Annotated in this window: 9 protein-coding genes (1 of these 9 only partly in view); 4 read left to right on the top strand and 5 right to left on the bottom strand. The window is 74.7% G+C overall.

Annotated features, from left to right (window positions below; genetic code table 11):
* The first annotated feature begins 21 nt into the window (after positions 1-21).
* Both D7231_RS16670 and D7231_RS16665 read left to right on the top strand, forming a co-directional pair.
* Positions 22-981, top strand: a complete 960-nt coding sequence (locus D7231_RS16670; RefSeq protein ID WP_120756245.1) for a class I SAM-dependent methyltransferase — start codon at positions 22-24, stop codon at positions 979-981.
* Positions 982-1,024: 43 nt separating this feature from the next.
* Entirely contained in the window at positions 1,025-2,362 is a 1,338-nt protein-coding gene (locus tag D7231_RS16665) for an acyltransferase domain-containing protein (RefSeq protein WP_120756244.1), read from the top strand.
* Between the two features lie 67 nt (positions 2,363-2,429).
* Here the strand turns inward: D7231_RS16665 and D7231_RS16660 are convergent, their stop codons facing one another.
* From D7231_RS16660 to D7231_RS16640, 5 genes are all read right to left on the bottom strand, one after another.
* On the bottom strand, positions 2,430-2,762 hold the full coding sequence (locus D7231_RS16660; protein WP_120756243.1) for a DUF6204 family protein: 333 nt from the start codon (positions 2,760-2,762) through the stop codon (positions 2,430-2,432).
* A gap of 49 nt (positions 2,763-2,811) precedes the next feature.
* A complete protein-coding gene (locus D7231_RS16655; RefSeq protein ID WP_120756242.1) occupies positions 2,812-4,485 on the bottom strand; it encodes an MFS transporter in 1,674 nt (557 codons plus the stop codon).
* Positions 4,482-5,189, bottom strand: coding sequence for a TetR/AcrR family transcriptional regulator (locus D7231_RS16650; RefSeq protein WP_241999757.1), 708 nt, complete (start codon positions 5,187-5,189; stop codon positions 4,482-4,484). The genes D7231_RS16655 and D7231_RS16650 overlap by 4 nt, the downstream gene beginning before the upstream one ends.
* A 121-nt stretch (positions 5,190-5,310) precedes the next feature.
* A complete protein-coding gene (gene ccrA, locus D7231_RS16645; protein ID WP_120756241.1) occupies positions 5,311-6,663 on the bottom strand; it encodes a crotonyl-CoA carboxylase/reductase in 1,353 nt (450 codons plus the stop codon).
* 68 nt (positions 6,664-6,731) lie between these two features.
* Entirely contained in the window at positions 6,732-7,376 is a 645-nt protein-coding gene (locus tag D7231_RS16640) for a 4'-phosphopantetheinyl transferase family protein (protein WP_241999756.1), read from the bottom strand.
* Between the two features lie 459 nt (positions 7,377-7,835).
* Here D7231_RS16640 and D7231_RS16635 point away from each other — a divergent pair, with 459 nt between their 5' ends.
* Complete coding sequence (locus tag D7231_RS16635) at positions 7,836-13,781, top strand: beta-ketoacyl synthase N-terminal-like domain-containing protein (RefSeq protein ID WP_120756239.1); 5,946 nt, start codon at positions 7,836-7,838, stop codon at positions 13,779-13,781.
* Positions 13,782-13,854: 73 nt separating this feature from the next.
* Positions 13,855-25,298 carry the 5' portion of an SDR family NAD(P)-dependent oxidoreductase gene (locus D7231_RS16630; RefSeq protein WP_120756238.1) on the top strand. It continues 1,792 nt past the right edge of the window, so only the first 11,444 of its 13,236 coding nucleotides appear in the window; it begins with the start codon at positions 13,855-13,857; its stop codon lies off the right edge, out of view.

Genomic DNA, 25,298 nt, shown 5'->3' with positions numbered 1-25,298 from the left:
CCCGCCCATCGGAGATCGCACATGAGTTCCACACCTGACGTCATGGCCGCCTTCACCAGCGGCCTCGCGGACATCAACCTCGACGAGTCCGGCGCCCCGCGCAAGGGCGAGAAGGCCGCCGGCATGAAGTCGGCCAGCTCCACCATCTACGACATGGCCGCCACCTTGTCCGGCAAGGGCGACCTGTGGAACTGGGGCATGTACGACGCGGACCTCGCCGAGGAGATGCGGGCCCGCGTGCCCGGATTCGGCGGGCCCTGGACCGACGGCTTCAGCGAGCAGCTCTACTTCCTCGCCCTGCGGGACCTCCCCATCGGCCTGGACGACTACGCCGGCCGGGAGGTCCTGGAGGTCGGCTGCGGCATGGGAGAGGGCCTGAACTTCCTCTCCCGCGTCGCCCCCGGCGCGCGGATGACCGGCCTGGACCTGTCGCCGAAGGCCGTCGCCCGGGCGACCGCCACGCTCTCCCGCGGCGACGCGCTGCGCTACGTGCACGGCGACGCGGAGGACCTGCCCTTCGAGGACGGCTCGGTGGACGTGCTCGTCAACATCGAGAGCTCGCACACCTACCCCGACCTCGGCAAGTTCCTGCGCGAGGCCGCGCGCGTGCTGCGCCCCGGCGGCTACCTGAGCCACATCGACGTCTACACCCGGCAGCGCACCGCGACCATGCGGCAGGCGGCCGAGGAGACCGAGGGCCTGGACTGGATCGCCGACAACGACATCTCGGACCGGGTCCGCGCGGCCGTGCGCCGCCGGATGGCGCCGAACAGCCACTTCCGCGCCATGCTCGGCAAGCAGCGGATGAACCCGCTGATGCGGCAGGTCGTCGCCCACAGCCAGATCCTCATGTTCGGCGGCATGTTCGCCGGCTACCAGCCGCCCTCCACGATCAAGGTGCTCAGCAAGCTGGGCGTCGTGCCGTGGATGAGCGGGCTGCCGATGGAGAGCTACCGCCACCAGATCGCCGTCCGCCGGTGACCCGGTGCCCGGCGTTCCACCGCTCCGACCGGAAGGGGGAGGCGTGAGCGCACAGCTGTTCGCCGTCGCCGCGGGCACCGAGGACCTCCTCACCGCGCTGCTGCACGCGCACCTGGACCGGATCCGTGCCGGACGGTCCCTTCCGCCGCTGGCCCGGTACTGTCACGACGCCGCGACAGGAACGGCCGGCCCGCACCGTCTCGCGCTCGCGGTCGAGTCGTACGCCGACCTGGAGGAACGGCTGGGGGAGGCGTGCGCGGGCGAGACGGAGCGCATCCCGGCGGAGCTCGCGACCCGGCGCCCCCGGGTGGTGTTCGTCTTCGCCGGACAGGGCGCCCAGTGGCACGGGATGGGGCGCGAACTGCGGGACACCGAGCCGGTGTTCCGGGAAGCGCTGGACCACTGCGACGCACTGGTCCGCGAGTTCGCCGGGTTCTCCGCCGTCGAGCAGCTGCGGCTGCCCGCCGAGCAGGCCCGGCTCGGCGAACTGAACATCCTCCAGCCGACGGTGGTGTCACTACAGATCGCCTTGACCGCCCTGTGGCGGAGCTGGGGCGTGACGCCGGACGCGGTGGTCGGGCACAGCATGGGGGAGATCGCCGCCGCGCACACCGCCGGAGCGCTGACCCTGCGCGAGGCCATGATGATCGCCTGCCGGCGCAGCGCACTGCTGCGACGGATCGCCGGCAAGGGAGCCCTGGCCGCGACGGAGCTCTCGCCCGCCGAGGCGCAGGCGGTCGCCGCGGCCAGCGGCGGCGCGATCAGCGTCGCCGGGGAGAACAGCCCCCGGTCCACCGTCCTGGCCGGTGACGCCGCTTCGCTCGCCGCGCTCGTCGAGGACCTGGACCGGCGTGACGTCTACTGCCGGGTGATCAAGAGCACGGTCGCCTCGCACAGCCGCTACGTCGACGAACTGCGCGAGGACCTCGGCACCGCCCTGGAGTCGCTGGACCCCGCGCCCACCCGGGTGCCGATGTACTCGACGGTGACGGCCGGGCCGGTGCCGGGCACCGTCCTCGGGGCCGGGTACTGGATGCGCAACCTCCGCGAGCCGGTGCGGTTCGCCGCCGCGGTCGAGAACCTCTTCGCCGCGGGCCACGAGGTGTTCGTCGAGATCAGCACGCACCCCGTGCTGCTCAGCCCCGTGCGCCAGACGCTCGAACACGGGGAACGGCAGGGCCTGTTGCTGCCCTCCGGCAGGCGGGGGGAGGAGCGCCGTTCGGTGCTCTCCTCGCTCGGCACGCTCTACGCCTGCGGGCGCGAGCCGGACTGGGCGGCGCTGTTCCCGGGCGGGTCCGCGACGGCCCTGACCCCGTACCAGGCCGCCGTGCTGGACGCCGTGCGCCTGCCCAGGCCCGTAGCGGCCGGGGCGGCGGCGTAGCAGGGGAAAGGCCGTGGGCCCGGGTCCGTACGGACCCGGGCCCACGGCCTTTCCGGGCTTCGGGGTGTCAGCGGCCCTTGCGATTGATCTTGATGCTGGCCCGGTCGGTCGACACCGACTGAAGGTTGCGGCAGTCGGCCCCGAGCCGGCGGACGGCGGCGGTGCACAGCTCCTCGGCCATCGCGTGCACGACGGCCTCGGGGTCCTTCTCGTCCGCGGGGATCAGCACGCGGAAGGTGAATCCGTTGAGGGCCCGCTCGTAGGTGACGGTGCCCTCCTCGGTGAAGCGCGCGCTGAACACGTCATGCCGGCTCGCGACGGCTTGCAGCGCGACGCGCTGCTCGTCGCTCAGCTCCGCGAACTTGCCCTTGATGAGGACCTGGTAGGTCGTACTGCTCATGACGGTATCTCCAATTGCGTGCGGGGTCGGTGCTGCCGGTTGCCGCGGCCTAGGCCGTCTCCTGCCGCCGCACCCGGTGGTGGGGCAGGAGGAACAGCAGGCCGGCGACCGGTACGAGGCAGCCGGCGGCCCAGTACAGGGTTTCGCTGTAGGTGGCGACGAACGTCTTGGTGCGGATCTCGCCGAGCGCGCTCCCGATCGCCTCCAGGTTCCCGGGACCGCTCTTCGCGGTGAGCGCGGTGCAGCTGGGCGGCACCTTCGCCAGGTCGTCCTGGCCGAGCGCGTCGGTCGCGCAGCCCTTGACCTCCGCGGCCTGCCGGGCGACCGCCCGGTGGGCCGGCAGGACCCGGTCGGCCTGGGGACCCGCGTTGCCGGCCAGGGCGGAGAAGAAGATGCCGCCGATGACCGCCACGCCGAGGGCCGCGCCGAGCTGACCGGTCGCGTTGATGATGCCGGACGCGGCGCCCGCCTCCTGGGGCGTGACCTCCCGGAGGACCAGCGTGGTCAGCGGGGGCATGAGCAGGCCCATGCCGGAGCCGAGCAGGATCATGGACGGGACGGCGTGCCAGGAGGTGATGTCCGGGCCCAGCCGGTCGGCCGCCCAGGCGTACGTGGCGATGCCCGCCAGCATGCTCAGCGCGCCCGCCACCAGGCAGTACCGGCCGTAGAGCGGGGAGAGCTTGCGCACGGCCAGGCCGCCGACGAGCGGGACGCACACCGAGAACGGGATGGCCGTGAGACCGGTGTGCAGCGCGGACCAGCCGAGACCGCCCTGCAGGTAGAGCGTCCAGCTGAGGAAGAAGCCGGCGGGAATGGCGCTGAAGAGCAGCTGCACGCCGATGCCGGCGCCGAAGGCCCGGACCTTGAACAGGGACAGGGACACCAGGGGCGAGCCGTCCGTGCGGGTCTTGTGGCGCTGGTGCACCACGAACAGCGCGATGACGGGCAGCGCGGCGACGAGCGCGACGATGCTCCAGACGGGCCAGCCGAGCTCCCGCCCGAGCGTCAGGGGAAGCATCAGGAGCAGCAGTCCCACGGTGGCCAGCAGCATGCCGACGATGTCCAGCCGCTGGGCGTGCGGGGAGTTCGACTCCCGCATCCACTTCCACGCACCGGCCAGGGCCGCCACGCCGATCGGGAGGTTGACCACGAAGATGCTCCGCCAGCCGAGGTCCAGCGGGCTCCACTCGACGAGTGCGCCGCCGACGACCGGACCGGAGACGACGGCCAGTCCGATCATGCTCGCGTACAGGCTGACGACGCGCCCGATCTCCTGGGGCGCGAAGGTGACGTGGATGAGCGCCAGGACCTGGGGCACCATGACCGCGGCGGCCAGCCCCTGGAGCGCCCGGGAGGCGACGAGCATCTCGGTGTTCTGCGCGGCGGCGCACAGGGCCGACGCGACGACGAATCCGGCGACGCCGGTGAGGAACATCCGCTTGCGGCCGAAGATGTCGCCGAGCCGGCCGCCGGTGATCAGGAGGACGGCGAAGCTCAGCGTGTATCCGGCCGTCATCGCCTGGACGGCGACGGCCGAGGCGCCCAGATCGCGCTGGATGCTCGGGATCGCCACGGTGATGATGTTGGAGTCGAGCAGGTCCATGAAGGTGGCGACCAGCAGGACGGTCAGCGCGAGCCACCGCTTCGGGTCGGACCCGGGCGCGTCGGGCAGTAAGGGCGTTTCGGGGGCGGTCGGCTGCTCCGTCTGCCCTGCCTTGTTCATGGGTTCTTCTCCAGATTGTCGGATGGTTGCGTCCGGTCGGAGCCGGCGAGGGCGGTCCAGGAGCGCATCAGGAGCTCCACCACGTCCACGACCGTGTCCGTGCTGCTGCCGGCGGGGGAGAGCACGCGCTGGATGGCCAGGCCGTCGTCCAGGGCGTGCACGATGAGGGCCAGCAGCTCCACGGGGGCCGGGGTGCTCACGCCGCGAGCGGCGAAGCCCTGTTCCAGGCCCTGGGCCAGGGCTTCCCGGGAGCGGCGTTCGAGGTCGGCCAGGACCGGCAGCAGCTCCGGGCTGTCCCGCAGGCCGTAGAGCCAGAGTTCGGTGCGCAGGGCGAGCCAGCCGGCCAGGTTGCGGTCGCGCTCGACGTGCCAGGAGCGCAGGTGCTCGATCATCTCCTCGTAGGACCCCGCCAGGCGGCTCATTGCCCGGACTTCCTCCAGCTCGTGCCGGGTCCGCTGTTCGAGCAGGGCCAGGACGAGCTCGTGCTTGCCCTTGAAGTTGCCGTAGAACGCGCCGCGGGTGTAGCCGGCGCGTTCCACGATCTGCTCGACGGAGGTGCCGTTCACCCCTTGCTCGGCGAAGAGTTCAGCCGCCGACCGCAGGAGCTGCTCACGGGTGAGTTCCCGGCTCTGCTGCCGGGTGAGCCGTTTGGTGATGGTGATCGCCTCCCTGGCGAGCCGCTGGGATACGAGACTGTATCCCAATACGGCTCTGTATCTGAAGTGGCGTCAAAAGACATGCACGCAGCCGCGCGCATGCCGAAGGGCCGCCACCGGGCCCGGAGGTCGGTGGCGGCCCTTGGGAGACGCGGCGGGGCCGGCGGGGTCAGCCGGCGGCCGGCACGGGGGCCCGGAAGCGGTTGATGGCCGTCAGGTGCTTCTCGCGCAACTCGCCGTCGCGCACGCCGAGTCCCTCCTGCGGGGCCAGCGCGAGGACGCCCACCTTGCCCAGGTGCAGGTTGCGGTGCACGTCGTAGAGGGCCTGTCCGGTCTCCTCCAGCGCGTAGGTCCGGGACAGCGTGGGGTGGATCTTCCCCTTGGCGATGAGGCGGTTGGCCTCCCACGCCTCGCGGTAGTTGGCGAAGTGGGAGCCCACGATCCGCTTCAGGGACATCCACAGGTAGCGGTTGTCGTACTCGTGCTTGTAGCCCGAGGTGGAGGCGCAGGTGACGATGGTGCCGCCCTTGCGCGTGACGTAGACGGAGGCGCCGAAGGTCTCGCGGCCCGGGTGCTCGAAGACGATGTCGACGTCCTCGCCGCCGGTCAGCTCGCGGATGCGCTTGCCGAGACGCTTCCACTCGCGCGGGTCCTGCTCGTGCTCGTCCTTCCAGAACTTGTACCCCTCGGCGGAGCGGTCGATGACGGCCTCGGCGCCCATGGCGCGGCAGATCTCCGCCTTCTGCTCGCTGGACACGACACAGACCGGGTTCGCCCCGCCCGCCAGCGCGAACTGGGTCGCGAACGCGCCCACACCGCCGGAGGCGCCCCAGATCAGGACGTTGTCGCCCTGCTTCATTCCCGCGCCGTTGCGGGACACCAGCTGGCGGTACGCCGTGGAGGCGACCAGCCCCGGGGTGCCGGCCTCCTCCCAGGTGAGGTGGGCCGGTTTGGGCATCAGCTGGTTGGCCCGGACCAGGGCCAGCTCGGCGAGCCCGCCGAAGTTGGTCTCGTAGCCCCAGATGCGCTGCTCGGGGTCGAGCATCGTGTCGGCATGCCCGTCCGGTGACTCCAGCTCCACCGACAGGCAGTGGGCGACGACCTCGTCGCCGGGCTTCCAGGCGTTGACGCCCGGCCCGGTGCGCAGGATGACGCCCGCGAGGTCGGAGCCTATGACGTGGTACGGCAGGTCGTGCCGCCGGGCGAGCGGCGACCGGGCTCCGTACCGGGAGAGGAAGTCGAAGGTCGGCAGCGGTTCGAAGAGGGACGACCAGACGGTGTTGTAGTTCACGGAACTGGCCATCACGGCGACCAGGGCCTCGCCCGGGCCGAGTTCGGGCACCGGCACCTCGTCGAGGTGCACGGACTTGCGCGGGTCCTTGTCCCGGCCGGCGAGCCCGGTGAACATGCCCGTCTCGCTCTTGTGCAGGGTGACGGCCCGGTAGGACCCGGGGAGGGCGAGTGCGGCGAAGTCCTCCGGCGTCGCGTTCCCGCTCACGATGGCACTGACGATGTCCTGCATGCGACGTCCTCGGTAGTCGGAGATGTACGAGTGGCGCGGCCGGTGCGCGGGCCGGCGCACCGGGCGGTTCATGAGAGGGCCGGTGCCGGTACGGCGATGGCAGTGGCCACGAAGGCGGCGCCGTCCCGGGTGACCGTGCGCCACTGCCCGGTGAACCCGTCGACGCGGCGCCCGCCGACCACCGGTCCGGGCACGTTCAACGCGCAGTGGAAGGTGCCGTTGTCCGGGTCGGGCGTGATGACGCAGTCGCCGAAGTCCAGCCACAGGCCGGTCAGCGGGAACCAGGTCTTGTAGGTGCTCTCCTTGGCGCTGAAGAGCAGCCGGTCCCAGTGGACGGCCGGGTGGGTCCGGGTGAGCCGGTCCAGCGTGCGCCGCTCCTCGGGCAGCGCCACCAGCCTCTCGATGCCCGCGGGCAGCGGGGCGTGCGGCTCGGCGTCGATCCCGACCGACGCGACCACGGTGTTCTCGGCCACCGCGGCCGCGCGGTAGCCGTCGCAGTGGGTCATGCTGCCCACGACCCCCTCGGGCCACACGGGGGCGCCGCCGGGGCCGCGCAGGATCGGCCCGGGGGCCACTCCGAGCCCGGCCAGCGCCGTGCGCGCGCACAGCCGGACGGTGGCGAACTCGCTGCGGCGCTTGCCGACCGCGCGCGCGACGAGGCGGGCCTCCTCAGGGTACAGGTGGGCTCCGGGCGGGTCCGCGAACAGTTCCACGACACTGACGTCCGGAAACAGCCCCGCAAGAAGGCCGGTTCCGGTTCCAGGAGCAGTGGTGTTCCGGCCAGGTGCCGATCCGGAGCCGGATGGAGGGCCCGAGGTGACCGGCCCCACAGGATCGCATGTCCGTATCAGATGGTTCGGGGACGAACCCGACTCCTGATGACCTGTCATGTGCGACAGCCTAACGCTTGCAGAAACGTTCATGATCGGCCAAGATGCGTTCTGTCGAAGCGTGCATTCAAGCCTCGGACCAGCGGCTTTGAACTTTACGTGACAGACGATTCTGCTGAAGGCCTTGCCCTGCGCAGGCGGATCGCCGCGCCCTCGTGAGGCCTTCGGAGCAATGCGTCACAAGGGGGATGTGATGGTTGAGTACTGCCGTTTGCCGTGGCCGCGACCGGATCGCGGCGCCAGGGTCTTCGCACCCGTCATCCGGTTCGCTTGCGCAACCGCATGCTGACCCGTCCGGTCATTCTCGGTCTTCCCGCGCTCGCCATCGGCGGACTGTCCGAGAACTGGCTGCTGCGGGAGGCCGGTGACCTTCATTGGTCCCTTATCGGTGAGCACTTCGGACTGCCTGTCGCCGAACTCGCCGACGCGGAAGGACATCGCCTGCTGCCCGCCTTCGTCCGTGCCCGGATCACCGCGGCCGACTCCCTGCGCGCCTTCGCCGAGCATGACGAGGGAACGCTGAAAGGCTCGCTGACCAGGCTCGATGAGCAGACCTTCGCCAGCGACGTGCACTTCAGCACGGCGACGGCGAGCGTCGGCGTCCGGCTGCTGACGGCCTTCGTCCGCCGTGGTGCCGGCAACTGGCTCACCCCCGGCACGCCGCGGCACGAGGGCCGCGCGCCGGCGGCCGGGCCCGGTGCCGAACTCCTGGAGTTCCACAGCGGTTTCCGTGCGCAGCTCGCTGCGGACCCCGACGGCGCGGAGCTGTTCGGTGACACGTACGAACTCAACCCGTTCGCGGATGTGAACGCTGCCGGACTGCTGTACTTCGCCTCGTACCCGCACATCAACGACCGCGGCGAGCGCAAGTTCGCGCAAGGGCGGGTGCCGGACGCGGAGTGGGCAACCGAGGCCGTCACCGTCAGCCGGGACATCGTCTACCTCGGCAACTGCGGCCTCGACGAGGCGGTGCGCTACCGGCTCGAGGAGTGCCGGCCCGAAGCGGACGACCGCGTGGTCCTGACGTCGTCCCTGCTGCGGGAGAGCGACGGAAGGCCCCTGGCCCGCATCCGCACCGTCAAGTCCCTTGCCCGGCCCGGTGCCTTCACCGCTCTGTGGAGCGACGGGGCGGCTGCGCTTCCCTCCTCCGCGAACTCCCCGTCCTCTTCCTCCGCAGGCCCCCGTCACGAGGCCCAGGTGCCCGGCGACCTGGAGGCCACGCTCCTGGCACTGATGGAGAACGTGCTCGGCAGGCCCGCCGGTTCGCTGTCCGCGGACGAGGACCTGCGCCACTACGGGCTCGACAGCCTGTCGCTGTCGGAGGCCGTCGTCCGGGTCGGCGAGGAGACCGGGCTGGCGATCGACCCCGGCACCATGTTCCGGGCGTTCACCGTCGCCGCCATGGCACGCGTGGTGCGCGGCGAGCACCGGGCTCCGGTCGCCGCCCCGCCGGCCACGGCCGCGGCGCCGGCCGTGACGGCGTCGGCCGCGCCCATCGCCGTGATCGGCATGGCGGGCCGGTTCCCCGGCGCGCCCAGCGTGCCCGGACTGTGGGACCTGCTGGGCCGGGACGAGGACGCCGTGCGCGACATCCCGGCCGACCGCTGGAACACCGCCGCCCACCCCGGCATGGTCGGCAAGGCCGCCCTGCTCGACGACATACGCGGCTTCGACCACGAGTTCTTCTCCATCAGCCCGCGCGAGGCCGCGCTGATGGACCCCCAGCAGCGGCTGCTGCTGGAGGTCGCCTGGGCGACGGCCGAGGACGCGGGCGTGGACCCGTCCTCGCTGGCCGGCACCCGCACGGGCGTCTACGCGGGCGTGTGCCACTCCGACTACGCCGCGGTCCTCGCCGAGCACGCAGGAGACGACGAGCCCCACTTGAGCGTCGCGGTCTCCCCGTCCCTGGTGGCCAACCGGGTTTCCTACGCCCTCGGGCTGCGCGGGCCCAGCGTCGCCGTCGACACCCTCTGCTCGTCGTCCCTGGTGGCCGTCGCGCAGGCCGTCGCGGCCCTGCGCGCGGGCGAGTGCGACCAGGCCATCGCCGGCGGCGTGAACGTCCTGTGCGACCCCGCACGGCACAACGCCTACCAGCGCACCGGCGTCCTCAGCCCGCGCGGCCGCTGCCACACCTTCGACGACGACGCCGACGGCTACGTCCGGGGCGAAGGCGTGGGCGCCCTGCTGCTCAAGCCGCTGGACCGGGCGCTGGCCGACGGCGACCGCGTCCACGCGGTGATCCGCGGCACGGCCGTCAACCACGGCGGCCAGGCACGGTCGTTCACCGCGCCCAACCCGGACGCGCAGGCGGACCTGCTCGTGGCCGCGTACAACGAGGCCGGCGTCGACCCGGCGACCGTCGGCTACATCGAGGCGCACGGCACCGGCACCCGCCTGGGCGACCCGATCGAGATCTCCGGCATGGTCACGGCCTTCGAGCGGCTCTACGACCAGTGGGGCCACCCGCGCCCGGCCGCGCCGCACTGCGGCGTCGGCTCGGTCAAGACCAGCATCGGCCACCTGGAGGCGGCCGCCGGCATCGCCGGAATGATCAAGGTCATCCTGGCGATGCGGCACCGGACGCTGCCGGCCAGCCGCAACGTGCGCCGGCCGAACCGCATGATCAGGACCGAGGGCACGCCGCTGCGGCTCCAGCTGGAGCGGACGGCATGGGAGGCGCCCGCCGGTGGCGGACCCCGCCGGGCCGGCGTCAGCTCCTTCGGCATGGGCGGCACCAACGCGCACGTCGTGCTGGAGGAGGCGCCGGAAGCGCCCGTGCCGCCGGCCCCGGCCGGCCCGGTGTCCGTCCCCGTGTCCGCCCGTACGCCGCAGGCCCTGCGGCAGGCCGTGGCCGCGCTGCTGGACGTGGTCCGCTCGCCCGGTGCCCCCTCCCTGGCGTCGATCGCCCGCACGATGCGGACGGGGCGCGCCCACCTGCCGCACGGCGTCACCGTCGAGGCGGCCGGCCTCGGCGAACTGGCCGCGCAGCTCGCCGCGGTGCTGGACGGCGCACCGGCCGAGAGCCCCCTGCCGGACACCGGCGCGCAGGGCACGACCCCCGACGCCCCGCCGGTGTCGCTGCCGACCTACCCCTTCAGCCGTGACCGGCACTGGGCCGCGCCCATCCCCGGCGCCGAATTCCTCACCACCGCCTGGGAGGACGCGCCCGCACCGGCCACCGCGCCGGAGGGCCGGTTCCTGGTGGTCACCACCGACCCCGGGCTCGCCCGCACGGTGCTCGCCGAGCGGGGCGTCGCACACGTCCCCGGCGACCCGCTGCCGGCGCTGGACGGACTGACCGGCGTCGTCGACCTGGTCGACCTGTCCGCACCCGGCACCCTGGTCACCGAACGCATCGCCCTGCTCCAGCAGGTGCTCACCGCCCTGCCCCGCACCGGGCTGCGCTGCGTGCACGTCAGCGGCGCCGAGCGGTCCGTGCTCGCCGGCTTCTACCGCTCCCTGTCCGGCGAGTTCCCCGGTGTCCACGGGCGCACCGTCCGCGTGGACGGCGGGGCGGCCGGCCTCGCCGCCGCCGTCGCGGCCGAGACGGCGGCGACCGACCGGGACACCGAGATCCGCTACGAGGGCGCCCGGCGCCGCCGCCCGGCGGCCGTCTTCGCCCCGGCCCCCTCCGGCGATGACCTGCTCGCCGGCATCGGCCGCGGCGCCGTGCTGATCACCGGCGGTCTGGGCGGCATCGGGCTGCGCCTGGCGGCCCATCTGGCCGACCGCGGCGCCCGGCACATCGTGCTGGTCGGCCGTTCCCGGATGCCCGTGCGCAACCAGTGGGCCGCCCTCGCCGCCGCCCCGTCCACCGACCCGGTGCTGCGCGCCCGGCTCACGGCGCTCCTTGGCCTGGTCGAGCGCGGCGTGACGCTGACCGTGCGCACCGACGACCTCGGCGACGTCACCTCGCTGCGCCGGCTGATCGGCCGGGCCAGGAAGGAGGCCGGCTCGCTCGACGCCGTCTTCCACTGCGCGGGCGTGATGGACGCGCCCGCGTCCTTCCTCTCCCGTACGGCCGAGGACACCGCCCGGGTGCTGCGGCCCAAGGCCGGCGGCCTGGAGGTGCTGTGGTCCGCCTTCGGATCGCGCCCGCCGCGGCTCATGGTGCTGTTCTCCTCGGTGGCGGCGGCCGCACCGCGCCTCGGCGCGGGCTACCTCGACTACGCGGCGGCGAACACCCTGCTCGACGACTTCGCGGCCGCCCGCACCGGAGAGTCCGGCTGCACGGTGCGCTCCCTGCGCTGGCCGCTGTGGCACGGCGTGGGCATGGGAACCGACCGGACGAGTGCGAGCGGTGCGCTCGGCATCCCCGACCTGGCCGCGGGCGACGCCCTGGAACTGCTCGACCTCGCCCTGCGCGTGCCCGGCGAGCCCGTCCTGCTGCCCTGCCGGGCGGAGCGCGCCTCGGTGGCCGCGGACGAGCTGTACCTGGCTCCGTCGCGCACCGCCCCCGCGGCGCCGGCACCGGCGCCCTCCGCAGCGGCCGTACGGCCCTCCGGCGGTGCCGGCACCGAGCCCGGCGGCGTGCCCGGCACGGCCGCCGGTCTCGACCGGCTGATCGCCCTGGTGGCCCGGACGACCAAGGTCGAGCCCGCGCTGCTGGGCCCCGGGACCGCGCTCGGCGACGTCGGCGTGGATTCGCTGCTGATGGCCGAACTCGTCCGGGACCTCGAAGCGGAGCTCGGCCACCCGGTCGACCCGAGCCTGCTCCAGGAGCACCCGACGCTCGGCGGACTCGCCGCCGCCCTCGATGTGCCGGCCGCCGCCGGCGCGCCCCTGCCCGCCGAGCGCCCCGCCGCCGCGCCGCAGCCGGCCCGCGCGTCCGACGGCAAGCCGGTGCCCGTCGCCGTGATCGGGATGGGCTGCCGCCTGCCGGGCGCCGCCGGCCCCGGGCAGCTGTGGGAGGTGCTGCTGGCGGGAGGCGACGCCGTCACCGAGGTGCCGGCCGACCGCTGGGACACCGCGTCCCTGCACAGCCCCGAGGGCGGACCGGGCCGCAGCACCAGCAGGTGGGGCGGGTTCCTGGACGACGCCGCCCTCTTCGACCCGGAGTTCTTCGGCTTCGGCGATGAGGAGGCCCGGCACCTGGACCCGCTGGCGCGCAAGGCGCTGGAGGTGTCCGTGGAGTGCCTGCGCGACGCCGGATACCGCGAGGACGAGCTGCGGGGCCGCTCCGTGGGCGTCTTCGTCGGCACCCGGACGGGCAACCACCGCGCGCACCTCCAGCCCCCGAAGCGCGAGTACATCGCCGGTGTCAACCAGAACTTCGTCGCCGCGCACATCTCGCACTTCCTCGACCTCACCGGTCCCAACCTCGTGGTCGACAGCGCCTGTTCGTCGTCCCTGGTGAGCATCCACCTGGCGGCGCAGAGCCTGGCGTCCGGCGAGACGTCCATGGCCTTGGCCGGGGGCGTGGACCTGCTGTTCGACGAGGAGCCGTACCTGATGCTCAGCGCCGGCAAGGCGCTGTCCCCCAGCGGCCGGTGCCGCGCCTTCGACGCGTCCGCCGACGGCCTGGTCCCCGGCGAGGGCGCCGGGATGGTGCTGCTCAAGCGGCTCGACGACGCCCGGCGCGACGGGGACCGCGTGCTCGCCGTGATCGAGTCGTCAGGCGTCAACAACGACGGCCGGACCATGGGCCACACCACGCCGAACGGAGCCGCCCAGCGCGCCCTGGTCTCCGGCGTGCTCGCCCGCGGCGGGATCGACGCGCGGACCGTCCGCTACGTCGAGGCCCACGGCACCGGAACGATGATCGGCGACCCGATCGAGCTCCAGGCGCTGACCGCCGTCCACCGGACGTACTCGGACGACCGCGGCTACTGCGGCATCGGCAGCATCAAGAGCACGATGGGACACCTGCTCAGCGCGGCCGGCGTCGCCGGGTTCATCAAGGCCGTGCAGATCCTGCGGCACGGCCGGCTGGTGCCGACCCTGCACTGCGAACGCCCCAACCCGCGCTTCGCGTTCGCCGAGTCGCCGTTCTTCCCCGTCACCGCCGTCGCGGACCTGCCGCCCGGCAGCCGGGTCGGCGTCAGCGCCTTCGGCTTCGGCGGCACCAACGCCCACCTCGTCCTGGCGGCCGGCACCCCCGGCGAGCCGGGCAGGCCCGCGCTGCCGCCGCCGGACTACCGGCGCAGACGCTTCTGGCGGCTGCCCCCCGCGGCCGCCCCCGCCGCGGAACCGGTCCGTTCGGCCCGGCTCGACCTGATCCTCACGTAACCCGGCACGTCACCGGCGCGCCCGGGCCGCTCCCTCGCCCCGCCGCGCATCGCCGATCCCCAGGAGAGAACACGTGGACCGAAGGTCCGTTCGCTGTGCCCTGCTTTTGAACCGGGACAACCCGATCGTCGACGACCACCGGGTACACGGGGTCCGCACCCTGCCCGGTGTCACCTTCCTCGACATCGTCCACCGGCTGCTCGTCGCGCACGGCATCCCGCTGGACGGGACCGAGCTGAACGACGTGCTGTTCGTCGAGCCGGTGGTCACCACCGAGTCCTTCGACCGCGAGCTGTCCGTCGAACTCGTGCCCGACGGTGCCGACTTCCACGTGACGGCGACCAGTCGCCGCACGCAGGACGGCACTCCGGTCGACGACGCGGTGACCACCCACCTGAGGGCGACGCTGCGCACCGGCCTGGCCCCGCTCACCGGCACGCTCGCCCCCGCGGCGCCCGGCGCCGCGGGCGACGTCGGCCAGGTGTACGCGACCGGCCGGTCGGCCGGCATCGAGCACCGGGCCTTCATGCGCTGCGCCGGCACCCTGCGCACCGGCACCGACCACGTGCGCGCCGAGATCGCGCTCGGCGATGAGGCACGGGCCACGGTGGGGGACTTCCTCCTCCACCCCGCCCTGCTCGACGGGTCGACCATGCAGTCGTACGCGCTCGTGTTCGACGGAGCCGACGCCGACGGGCGCCCGTTCATCCCCCTGCACATCGCCTCCTTCCGCGCGGCCCGCACGCTCGGCGACGCCTGCACCGTCGACCTGCGCCTGAAGCCGTCCGGGGCCGGCGACGAGGCGGCCAAGGACATCGTCAAGGCCGACATCGACCTGTACGACGGGTCGGGCGTCCTCGCCGCGCAGTTCACCGGTCTGACCTTCAAGCGCATCCGCTCCACGGCGTCGATCACCCGGCTCACCACGGCCGCGGGGCCTGCCACGCCACCCGCCGCGCCGGTGCCCGCCGCGGCCCCCGCCGAGCCGGTCTCCCCCACGGGCACGGACGGCGAACCGGCCGACCTCCGCGCGGAGATCACCGAACTGGTCCGTCTGACCGTCGGCGACCCAGCCCTGGAAGTGGACCCGGACCGCGGCTTCTACGACCTCGGCCTGGAGTCGACCCACCTCCTCACCCTCGTCCGGGCCCTGGAGGAGCGCTGGGACGTCGCGCTCTACCCCACGCTGCTCTTCGAGTACCCGACCGTCGACGCGGTCGCGGCGCACCTCGCCGGGCTGCTGCCCGCCGGCCCGCGCCCCCGGGCGGCCGCCGCTCCGCAGGACGAACTCCCCGGACGCACCGGCGCCCTGACCGGCCTGTGGCAGGAAGCGCCCCGTCCCCAGGCACCGGCCGCCGGCCCGCTGCTGGTGATCGGCGACCTGACGGCCCGGCCCGGGCAGATCACCGCCCGCCGCGGTCCGGCCTTCCGCCGCATCGCGGACGACGAGTACGAGCTGCGCACCGGGGAGACCGGTGACCTGCGGCTGCTCCTCGCCGGCCTCGGCACGCCGCCCGAGGCGGTCCTGCACGTGGCGCCGCGGGACGGGGCCGCCCTCCCCGAGGCCGTGGAGTCGGCCTGCCAGGAGGTGCTCGCCCTGGCCAAGGTCCTGGCGGACCGCCCGGTTCCCGTCGTGCACGCGGGCCCGGCACCGGTCGCCGCCGCGGTGTCCGGGCTGGCCCGCACCGTGCGCCTGGAGCAGCCGCGTCTCGCGATCACGGCCGTCGAGTGCGACGGCCCCGCCGAACCGGAGGCGCTGCTCGCGGAGTTCGGCGACCTCTCCGAGGCGTGGGTGCGGCACGCGGCGGGGCGCCGGTACGTCCGCCGCTACCGCGAGGCGGCCCTCGGGGCCGCGGCCCCCGTCCGGCGCGGCGGGGTCTACCTGATCACCGGCGGGGCGGGCGGCATCGGCCGCGAGCTCGCCGCCCGGCTGACCGAGCGCGGGGCCACGGCCGTCCTGGCCGGGCGCTCACCGCAGCCCTCGCCGCCGGCCGGCTCGTACGTGCGCGCCGACATCACGGTCCGCTCCGAGGTGGACGCCCTGGTCAAGGACGTCCTGGAGACGTACGGGCGGCTGGACGGCGTCGTCCACGCGGCCGGGGTGCTGCGGGACGGCCTGTTCGCCGGCAAGCCGGCCGGGGATGTCTCGGCGGTCCTCGCGCCCAAGGTCCGCGGGACCGTGCTGCTGGACGAGGCGACCCGCCACCTTGACCTCGACTTCTTCGCCGTGTTCTCGTCGGTGACCGGCGTCGCGGGCAACGCGGGACAGAGCGACTACGCCGCCGCGAACGCCTTCATGGACGCCTACGCCCGCGAGCGCGGACTGGTCTCCCTCGCCTGGCCGCTGTGGGCCGGCGGCGGCATGCGCACGGACGCGGCGGCCGAGGCGCTCTTCCGCCGCCAGGGCCAGGCCGCTCTGCCGACGGCGGACGGACTGGACGTGTTCGAGCAGGCGCTCGCGCTGTCCGGCACCGAGGTCGTCGTCCTCCACGGCGACCCCGGCCGGGCCCGCGAGGCGCTGGGCCTCGCCGCCGCCGACCCGGCCGCGCCCGCCGCCGCGGAGCAGCCGGAATCCCCGGAGCCCGCCCGCCGCGCGCCGCGCCCGGCCGCACTCCCGCAGGCGCACGACGCCGACGGGGACATCGCCGTGATCGGCGTCGCCGGCCGCTACCCCATGGCCGAGGACCTCGACCGGTTCTGGACCAACCTGCGCACCGGGCGCGACTGCGTCACCGAGATCCCCGCCGACCGGTGGGAGCAGACCGGCTTCTACGAGCAGGGCCGCACCTCCGGCCGCTCGTACAGCAAGTGGGGCGGCTTCCTGGACGGCATCGACGAGTTCGACCCCGCCTTCTTCCGCGTCACGCCGCGCGAGGCCGAGGGCATGGACCCGCAGGAGCGGCTGTTCCTCCAGACCTCCTGGCACGCCCTGGAGGACGCCGGCCTGACCCGCGCCGACGTGGCCGGACGCTCCGTGGGCGTCTTCGCGGGCGTGATGTTCACCCAGTACCAGATGCTCGGCCTGGGCGCCGAGGACCGGCTGCCGGTGCTGCCGACGTCGTTCTCCTCGGCGGTGGCCAACCGCGTCTCCTTCTTCCTCGACCTGCACGGCCCCAGCCTGGCGCTGGACACGATGTGCTCGTCGTCCCTGACCGCCCTGCACCTGGCCTGCGAGAGCCTGCGGTCCGGCGACAGCGAACTGGCGCTCGCCGGCGGCGTGAACCTCATCGTCCACCCGTACAAGTACCTGCACCTGAGCCAGGTCGGCTTCGTCTCCACCGACGGCCGCTGCCGCGCCTTCGGCGCCGGAGGCGACGGCTACGTGCCCGGCGAGGGCGTCGGCGTCGTCGTGCTCAAGCCCCTGGCCCGCGCCCTGGAGGACGGCGACCGTGTTCTCGGCGTGATCAAGGGCAGCGCCGTCAACCACGGCGGGCGCGCGGGCGGCTTCTTCGTGCCCAACCCCGCCGCACAGGCCGACGTCGTCCGGCGGGCGCTGCGCAAGGCGGGGGTCGAGGCCGCGTCCGTCGGCTACGTCGAGGCGCACGGCACGGGCACGGCGCTCGGCGACCCCATCGAGATCACGGCACTGTCCCAGGCGTACGGCGACGCGCCGGGCCGGCTGGGTTCGGTGAAGTCCGGCATCGGCCACCTGGAGCCGGCCGCCGGCATCGCCGGGCTGACGAAGGTGCTGCTCCAGCTGCGCCACCGCACCCTGGTCCCGTCCCTGCACGCCGACCCGGCCAACCCCGGCATCGACTGGGACGCCGCGGGCCTGAAGGTGCAGCGCGAGACGGAGCCGTGGCCCGCCGCCGCGGACGGCACCCCGCGCCGCGCCGCCGTCAGCGCGTTCGGCGCGGGCGGGGCCAACGCCCACGTCATCGTCGAGGAGTACCCGCAGCCGCAGGCCGCCCCCGCCGTGGCCGGGCCGCAGGTCGTCCTGCTCTCCGCCCGCACCCAGGAGGCCCTGCGCGAACTGGCGCAGCGCTACCTGGAGCCGCCCGCGGGCGACCGGACCGCCGACGTGGCCGCGCTCGCCGGCCTGACCGGTGCGGACCCCGAGGCCGAACTCGACGAACTCGGCCTGGACGCGGACGACCTGCGCAGGCTGGCGCGCGCCCTCGCGGAGCGCTTCCCGGGCTCCGCCCCGCACGTCGACGCCCGCTCCACGCTGGCCGGTCTCGCCGCGGGCCTGCCCGCCGGCGCGGGACCGGACGCCCCGCTGGCCGACATCGCCTACACCACCCAGACCGGCCGCGAACCCATGGCCGAGCGGCTCGCCGTCGTCGCCTCGGACGCGGACGAACTGCGCTCGGCGCTCCGCGCCTTCCTCGACGGCTCCCGGACCGCCGGCTACCGGGGCAGCGTCACCGGCGCGTCCGGCGCCGCCGTCCCGGATTCCACGGACCCCCACGTGCTGGCCCGCAGCTGGGCGGCGGGCGCCGCGCCGGACTGGCGTGCCCTGCACCGCGGCCGTACGGCACGGAAAGTGGCGCTGCCGCTCTACCCGTTCGCCCGCGTACGGTGCTGGGTCGACGCCGCGCCCGCCGTCCCCGCCGAGGCCCCGGCTCCCGCCCCGGTCCAGCGGGTCCCGGAGCCCGCCCCGGAGGCCCTCCCGGTGGACGTCCCCTCCTGGGAGGTGTGCGCCGCCCCCGCCGAGGCCCCGGCCCCCGCCGGCCCCGTCGTGGTGCTGCACGCCCCCGGACGCGAGGGCCTCGCCGCCGAGTTGTCGGCCCGCCACGAGGGCGCGGTCCTCGCCCCGCTGGGCGCACCCGTTTCCGTCACGCCGCGCCTGGTCTACGTCCTCACCGGCACCACGGACGCCGCCGCCCCGCGCGAGACCGACCGCGTCGCGGCCGCCGAGGCCGCCGGCGTCAAGGCCCTGGCCCGCCACGCCCGCCAGTGGTCCCACCTGCCCGCACTCGACTGGGTGGTCGTCACCACCGGTGCCGCCGCCGCACCCGGCCGCGGCGTGACCGACCCGTACGCCGCCGGTGTCACCGGCTTCGCCCGGGTCCTGGAGAACGAGCACCCCGGCTGGTCGGTCGCCACCGTCGACCTCGACCCCGCCCACGAGTCCGCGCACCTCGTGACCCCGGCACCGCGGGGAACCCGGACGGCCTGCACCGGGACCGTCCGCCACACCCAGGTCCTGCGCCCGGCTCCGGCCGGCAGCGCTCCCGTACCGCTCCGCCGCGGCGGCACGTACGTCATCATCGGAGGCTCCCGCGGCATCGGCGCGGCCCTCGCCCACCGGCTCGCCGCGGACTGGGACGCGCAGGTCGTCCTGGTCGGCCGCAGCGAACTCCCCTCCGGCACCGGCCTGGGGGAGGGGATCCGCTACGTGCGCGCCGACGCCACCGACAGCGCCGGGCTCGCGGCCCTCCTCGACCGGGAAGGGCCGGTGCACGGCGTCGTGCACGCCGCCCTGGTCCAGCGCGACCGGCTGGTGCGCAACATGTCCGACGAGGACCTCGCGGAGAGCCTGGCGGCCAAGTCCGGCGTCGCGGCGGCCCTGGCCGACGCGCTGCGCGGACGCCCGCTGGACTTCCTGGCCTTCTTCTCCTCCGCGCAGTCCTTCCTCGGCGACCCGGGCCTGGCCAACTACGCGGCCGGTTCCACCTTCCTGGACGCCTACGCCCACGCGCTCGACGCCCGCCTGCCCTACCCGGTGCGCGCGGTCGACTGGGGCTTCTGGGGCACGGTCGGCGCGGTGGCCGGCGACACCCACCGGGACGGCCTGACCGCGGCCGGCTTCCGGTCCATCACGCCCGCGGCGGGATTCGCCGCGCTGCTCGAAGCACTGCGGCAGCCGGCTCCCCAGGCCGTCGTGGTGCCCGGCACCGCGGCGCTGCGGGAGCGCATGGGAGCAACGAGAACGGAGACGACGGACGTGACCACCACCGACGGTGGACAGCGGGGCACCGCCGGGCTGCGCGTCGTGGAGGACTTCCACGCGCTCGACCGGCGGATGACGGAGGTCGCCACCGGCGCACTGCTGGCCCTGCTCGACGACCTGGGTGCCTTCGCAGGCCCCGACCCGGACGCGGCCGAGGTCTCCCGCCGGATCGGCGTCACCCCCCGCTACGAGCGGCTGCTGCACACCCTGCTGGACATGCTCGCGCAGCACGGCCTGCTCGACGCCGGCGGCGGACGCCTGCGCCCGGTGCCGGGCGCCCTGGCCGGGGCCCGCGCCGGCGGACACCTCCGGCAGCTCGGCGAACTGGCCGACGCCCACCCCGAGTCCGCGGTCTTCGTACGGCTGCTGGCCCTGTGCCTGGAGCGCTTCCCCGAGCTGCTGCGCGGCGAACTCCTCGCCACCGAACTCCTCTTCCCCAAGTCGGGCACCTCCCTCATGGAGCGTGTCTACCGGGGCAACCCCATCAGCGACCTCTACAACGACCTGCTCACCGAGCACCTCGTCGGGCACGTGCGGCGACGCCTGGCGGAGCTCCCGCCGGACGCCAAGGTGCGCATCCTGGAGGTCGGCTCCGGCACCGGCGGTACGTCCGCGGGCCTGCTGCGTGCCCTCCGCCCCTACGGCGAGCGGGTCGAGTACTGGTACACCGATCTGTCGGTCACCTTCCTCGCCCACGGCCGGGCGGAGTTCGGCGAGCAGTACCCGTTCCTGCGGTTCAAGCGCCTCAACCTGGACAGCGACCCCGTCGCCCAGGGCTTCCCGGCGGACGGCTTCGACCTCGCTGTCGCGGCCAACGTCCTGCACGCCACGTCGGACGTGGGCCGCGCCGTGCGCCACCTGCGCGGCCTGCTGCGCACCGGCGGCGAGCTGGTGTTCAACGAGCTGACCACGGTCACCCTGCCCGCCACGGTCACCTACGGCCTGTTCGACGGCTGGTGGGCCCACGACGACACCGGTCTGCGCCTGCCCGGCTCGCCGCTGCTGGACGTGCCCGGCTGGACCCGGCTGCTCGCCGTCGCCGGCTACGAGGTGGCGGCCGCGATGCCGGACTCCGGCGCGACGACCCGCAACTTCCAGCACGTCGTCGTGGCCAGGGCCGTGGCCGGCGCCGCCGCACCCGCCGCCGCACCCGCCGCCGCACCCGGCGGCGAGGCCGCACCCGGGAGCGACACCACCGTGTCCTTCTTGTCCTCCTTCACCGACGCGCTCCTGGCCCTCACGGCGGACGCCTCGGGCATCCCCGTCGGCGACCTCGACCTCGACCGGGCGATCGGCGACTACGGGTTCGACTCGGTCAGCTACAGCCTCCTCGCGAGCCGGCTGAACGACGAGTTCGCCCTGGACGTGACGCCCGCGCTCTTCTACGAGACGCCCACCCTGCGCGCGCTGGCAGACCGCCTCGTGAGCGACCACGCCGGACTGCTGGACGCCCCGCGGGCCGTCGCTCCCGCGCCCGCCGCCCACGGTGCCGCCGGGGCGGGCGAGGAGCGGCCCGAGCCGGCCCCCCTGCCCGCGCCCGTGGCGCCCGTCTCCGCGGCGCCGGCGGCCGCGCCCGCCGGGCCCGAGGCGATCGCGATCGTCGGCATGGCCGGGCGGATGCCCGGCAGCCGCGACCTGGACGAGTTCTGGCAGCACCTGGTGGCGGGCGACGACCTGATCACCGACGTGCCCGCCGACCGGTGGGACCGCCGCTCCCTCCCCGAGGGCGTGGCCGGCCGCGGCGGCTTCGTCCACGACGTCGACGTCTTCGACCCCTTGTTCTTCGGCATCTCCCCGCACGAGGCCGCGGGCATGGACCCGCAGCAGCGGCTCGTCCTTCAGGGCGTGTGGACGGCGCTGGAGGACGCCGGCCTGGCGCCGGGCGCCCTCGCGGGCTCGGACACCGGCCTGTTCATCGGCGTGGGATCGAGCGACTACGACGAGGTCAGGAAGGCCGCGGGCGTCCCCGTCGACGCTCACGCGGCCACCGCCACCACGCACTCCATCCTGGTCAACCGCGTCTCCTACCTGCTCGACCTGCACGGACCGAGCGAACCGGTCAACACGGGCTGCTCCAGCTCCCTCGTCGCCCTCCACCGGGCCGCGGAGGCCATCCGGTCGGGGGAGTGCGACATCGCGGTCGCCGGCGGCATCAACCTCATCCTGTCGCCGCACAACCACGTCCTGCTCAGCCGCACCGGCATGCTCAGCCCGACGGGCCGCTGCCAGGCCTTCGACGCCCGCGCCGACGGCTTCGTGCGCAGCGAGGGCTTCGGCTTCGTCGTCCTCACCCGCGAGGGCCCGGCCCGCCGCCACCGCGTGCGCGCCTGGCTGCGCGGCACCGCCGTCAACCACGGCGGCCGCTCCCGGTCCCTGACCGCGCCCAACCCGGCCGCCCAGGCGGCGATGATCGTGCGGGCGCACGAGCGCGCCGGAACCGACCCCGCCACGGTCGGCTACCTGGAGACGCACGGCACGGGCACCGAGCTCGGCGACCCGGTCGAGATCAACGGCCTGCGCACGGCCTTCGACGAGCTCTTCCGCCGCCGCGGAGTCCAGGCGCCGGCCGAGCCCCACTGCGGTCTCGGAGCGGTCAAGGCGAACATCGGCCACCTGGAGTCCGCCGCCGGCGCCGCCGGCGTCCTCAAGGTGCTGCTGGCGATGGAGCACGCCGTGCTGCCGCCCGTGGCCGGCCTCGGCGAGCAGAACCCGCACCTGCGCCTCGACGGCACCCCCTTCCACCTGGTCCGCTCGGCCCGGCCGTGGCCGAGCCCGGCCGTGGCCCCGCGGCGCGCGGGGGTCAGCTCCTTCGGCTACGGCGGGGTCAACGCCCACGTCGTCCTGGAGGAGGCCGGGCCCGCACCGGAACCGCAACGGCCGTACGGCCCCTGGGTGTTCCCGCTGTCCGCCCGCACTCCGGAGGCGCTGCGCCGGTACGCGACGGCGCTGCTGGAGGCCCTGGACCGGGCCCCGGACCTGGCGGACACGGCGCACACGCTCCAGCACGGCCGGGACGCGATGGAGGTGCGGCTGGCGGTGACCGCGGGTGACCGGCACACGCTCGCCGCCGCGCTGGCTGCCGCCGCCCGGGGCGCCGAGCACCCCGCGCTGGCCCGGCCCGGAGGCACCGCCACCGCCGACCGCTGGGTGGCGGGAGAGCGCGTCGAGTGGCCGCAGGGCGGCGTCCTCATCCCGCTGCCGACCTACCCGTTCGAGCGCCGCCGCTGCTGGGCGGGGCTCGAGGACCTGCCCACCGGCACCGCCGCCCAGGAGCCGTCCGGCGAGAGCGCCCCCGCCGCCCCCGCGGGCCGGTACGCGCCGCGCCGGCAGCCCGTCGCCGCCCCGGTCGCCGCCTTCCCGGCCGCCGGTCCCGTCTGGGTGCTCGGCTGCGACGAGCACCCGGCGGCCGACGTCCACCGCATCGGTGACGCTCCCCTGGAGTCGCTGCCGACGCCCGCCGCGGTCCACGCCGTGGTCAGCGGCGAGGCCGGCGTCCTCGGCCTGTTCCGCATCGTCAAGCATCTCCAGGAGCGCCCCGGCGCGGCCGGCGAGCTCTCGCTGACCGTCGTCACGCGCCGCGCCGCAGGGGTGGACTCCGCCCCCGCCGACCCGTCGGCCGCGGCCGCGCTGGGCCTGGCCAGGTCGGTGCGCCACGAGTGCGAGCGCTGGCGGGTCAGCACCGTCGACGTCGGAGCGGACGACCCCGCGACCGTCTCCGTCGCCGTCCCCGGCGACTACGCGCTGCGCGCCGGGCAGTGGTTCCGGGAAGTGCTCGTCCCCGTCGAGGGCGAGGCGCCGGCCGCACCCGTGCTGCGCGAGGGCGGCACGTACGTGATCACCGGGGGTACTGGTGACCTGGGACTGGACATCGCCGAACAGCTCGTGCGGCGGTACCGGGCCAGGGTCGCCCTCGTCGCGCGCTCCGCGCCGGACGCGGCCAAGGCCGCCCGCATCCGGGCGATCGACCCGGCCGGGACGTCGGTGGAGGTCCACCGGGCGGACGCCGCCGAACCGGACCAGCTGCGGGCCGTGTTCGAGCGCGTGGGCACCGTGCACGGGGTCCTGCACTCGGTGACCGTCCCCGGCGACCGGTCGCTGGCGGCCATGGACGAGGCGTGGTTCACGCGCGCGCTGACCGCGAAGAGCCGTACGACCGCGGCGCTCGCCGTGGCCCTGGGCGACCGCCGGCCCGACTTCCTCGCGGTGTTCTCGTCCGTCCAGTCGTTCCTCGGGAACCCCGGTCAGGCCGCCTACGCGGCGGGGTGCACCGCACAGGACGCCATCGGGCGCGCGCTCGCCGCGCACCTGCCCTACCCCGTCCGGGTCCTGAACTGGGGGGCCTGGGCCGGCTCCGCGCTCACCGAGCGCCACCGCGACCGGCTGGTCGCCGCGGGTGTCCACCCGCTCTCACCGCAGGCGGGATTCGAGGCGCTGAGCCAGGTGCTCGGCGGACAGGAGGTTCAGGTGGCAGTGGTCTCCGGTACGGATGACTTCCTCGCCCGCATCGGCGTCCCGGTGGCGGGTGCGGCCGGACAGCGGCCCGCGGCCCCGGAGCCGGTCGCCGCTCCGGCGGCAGCCCCCGCGACCGCCGCGGCGGCCGCCCCGGCCGCCGAAGGGTGGCGCGAGGCCGCGGCCGGTGAACTGCTGGGCCTCCTGCGTGAGGTGGCGGGCATCCGGCCGGGCGAGCTCGCCGCGGACGACCTGCTCAGCCGCTTCGGCTTCGACTCGATCATGTACACGCGGCTGAGCCACCTGGCGAACGCGCGCTGGGACCTGGACCTGACGCCGGCCGCGTTCTTCGGCGTGGCCACCGCGAACGACCTCGTCGGCAAGGTGCTCCGGGACCACGGTCCGGCCCTGGCGGCCGCCTTCCGCCCGGCGGCCCCCGCCCCGGAGCGGCCCGCTCCCGCCCCGGAGCCGGCCCCCGCCCCCGCGGCGGCCGCGCCCGCAACCGTGCGCACCGCGCCCGGGGCCGTCCCGGCACCCCTCGCCGGCGAACCCGCCGCCGTGGCGATCGTCGGCATGGCGGGCCTGCTGCCGGACTCCGACGACCTGGACGAGTTCTGGCAGCACCTGACGGCCGGTGACGACCTGGTCCGCGAGATCCCGGCCGACCGCTGGGACTGGCGCCGCCTGCACGGCGAGCCGGAGCCCGGACGGTTCCGCACGCCGGCCAAGTGGGGCGGGTTCCTGCGCCGCGTCGACCTGTTCGACCCGCAGTTCTTCGGCATCTCCCCGCACGAGGCCGTGGCCATGGACCCGCAGCACCGGCTCGTGCTGGAGGCCGCCTGGACCGCGATCGAGAACGCCGGCATCCGGCCGTCCTCGCTCGCGGGCACGGACACCGGCGTCTTCATCGGCAGCGGCACCTACGACTACTTCGAGCTCCAGCACGCCCTCGGCGTCCCGCTCGACGGGTACAACACGGTGGGCAGGGCGCACGCCATCATGTCCAACCGGGTGTCCTACCTGCTGAACCTGCGCGGCCCCAGCGAGACGATCGACACGGCCTGCTCGTCGTCGCTCGTCGCCGTCCACCGGGCGGCCGAGGCCATCCGGCACGGCGACTGCGAGGTCGCGCTGGCGGGCGGCGTGAACGTCATCGCCTCGCCGACGCTGTT

The organism is Streptomyces klenkii (genome assembly GCF_003626645.1).
In the GTDB taxonomy this organism is placed as follows: Bacteria; Actinomycetota; Actinomycetes; order Streptomycetales; family Streptomycetaceae; genus Streptomyces; species Streptomyces klenkii.
This window is presented reverse-complemented; position numbering and strand designations above follow the sequence as displayed.

What these genes read in the sequence shown, in the direction of transcription:
- ccrA (WP_120756241.1), bottom strand. Translation starts at nt 6,663, where the DNA reads ATGCAGGACATCGTCAGTGCCATCGTGAGCGGGAACGCGACGCCGGAG.
- D7231_RS16660 (WP_120756243.1), bottom strand. Translation starts at nt 2,762, where the DNA reads ATGAGCAGTACGACCTACCAGGTCCTCATCAAGGGCAAGTTCGCGGAG.
- D7231_RS16655 (WP_120756242.1), bottom strand. Translation starts at nt 4,485, where the DNA reads ATGAACAAGGCAGGGCAGACGGAGCAGCCGACCGCCCCCGAAACGCCC.
- D7231_RS16635 (WP_120756239.1), top strand. Translation starts at nt 7,836, where the DNA reads ATGCTGACCCGTCCGGTCATTCTCGGTCTTCCCGCGCTCGCCATCGGC.
- D7231_RS16670 (WP_120756245.1), top strand. Translation starts at nt 22, where the DNA reads ATGAGTTCCACACCTGACGTCATGGCCGCCTTCACCAGCGGCCTCGCG.